Source organism: Mesorhizobium sp. P5_C1, from assembly GCF_054049815.1.
In genome coordinates this window covers 1-1,623 of the sequence record NZ_JBFULQ010000864.1, presented here as the reverse complement: position 1 = coordinate 1,623, position 1,623 = coordinate 1, and the positions used below count along the sequence as shown (strand labels likewise).

The following is a 1,623-nucleotide window of genomic DNA, read 5'->3' as shown; positions in this document are numbered from 1 at the left end:
TTATCCGGTCAGCGCCTATTCAAAGATGCCATAACCAGGCACGGCGTATTTGTGCACGCCGTCCATGTTGAGCTCGACACCGATGCCGGGCGTGTCGGGTATGACGATGTGGCCATCCTCGACGATCGACCTGGCGCCATCCGGCAGGCGCACATAGCTATCCCACGCTTCCCGCTCCTCGAGGGCATGCCACTCCAGCACGAGGAAGTTCGGCACGCTCGCGCACACATGGCATGTCGCCATCGTGCCAAGCGGTGTCGACACAAGATGCGGTGCGAATGGCACATAATACATTTCAGCGAGGTTCGCGATCTTGCGGCTTTCGGCAAGGCCGCCGCATTTCGGCACGTCGGGCATGATGATGTCGGCGCCATAATTCTGGAACAGCTCGCGGAAACCCCAGCGCAGGTAGAGATTTTCGCCGACGCAGATTGGCGTCTTGGTTCGCATGCGGACCTGTTTCAGGGCCTCGACGTTCTCAGCCGGAATTGGCTCTTCCAGCCACAAAAGGTTGAACCGCTCCATCTCCGACGCTATGCGGCTGGCGCTGAGTACGTCGTAGCGCGCGTGCAGGTCGATGCAGAGATCGACGTCAGGACCGATCGCGTCGCGCACCGCCGCAACGCGCTCCACCATTGAGCGGAGCTCGGCGCCGTTGATGGTGTGGTTCACCGCATCGAACTTTGCCGGATGGCGCACGTTGTCGATGTCGAATTTCACCGCCGTGAAGCCCTCGGCCACTATGCGGCGGGCGCGCGTTGCGCACCCCTGCGGCGATCCCGCTTCGTCATCACCGTGGCCGCAATCGGCATAAAGCCTTATCCGGTCGCGGAACTTGCCGCCGAACATGCGATAGAGCGGCTGCCCCGCCGCCTTCGCCGCCACGTCCCACAGCGCCATTTCAAGCCCGGTCAGCGCGATGAGAAAGACGCCGGCCTGCGCACCGGAAAAGACATGGTCGCGACGGATCTTGTCCCAGCAATATTCGACGTTGCGGGGATCCTGGCCAATGAGTTCCGACTTCAATTCCGAAATAAGTCCGACGATCGCGGCCGMGMCCGCGTCGGGATTTGCCTCGCCATAGCCGGAGATACCGGCGTCGGTATCGATACGGATCAGGGTCGCCTTGCCGTGATAGGCGACGACCGCCGTCTTGATGTCCACGATCTTCATCGAAGCTCCTCCCGAGGGTGACTCACCCATACCTGTGCACTCACCTTGCGGGTAAGGCCTCAACTTGTCCGATGAGCATATAAGAAGAGAAGATGAAACGTAAACCCCTTTTTCCGACCGTTTTGCCGAATGTGTTTTTGGCTGTTGCGCCGGCGCAGGACGGTTTAACGGCCCGGATGGTGGAAATTTCTATCTCCGATCAAAAATAAGCGGCAGGTCACGATTTACTTGTCAGACGAGCATATAAGTCTATAAATGTCGAGGCAAACTGGGCGACGTGCCAAGACGGGCATGCCGCCGATCAGGAGGAGCAAATGCAACAGCGACAGTTAGGATCGTCGTCGGTCAAGGTATCCAAGATTGGCCTGGGTACCTGGGGTATGTCGGGCGCGTTCTGGGGCGCGGCCAATGACAAGGAATCGATACGGGTGATTCAACGCGCCATGGAAC

At 59.3% G+C, this 1,623-nt stretch carries 1 protein-coding gene; it reads right to left on the bottom strand.

Annotated features, from left to right (window positions below):
• Positions 1-15 precede the first annotated feature (15 nt).
• Complete coding sequence (locus tag ACXJ7R_RS32065) at positions 16-1,173, bottom strand: mandelate racemase/muconate lactonizing enzyme family protein (RefSeq protein ID WP_457155307.1); 1,158 nt, start codon at positions 1,171-1,173, stop codon at positions 16-18.
• Positions 1,174-1,623: the final 450 nt, after the last annotated feature.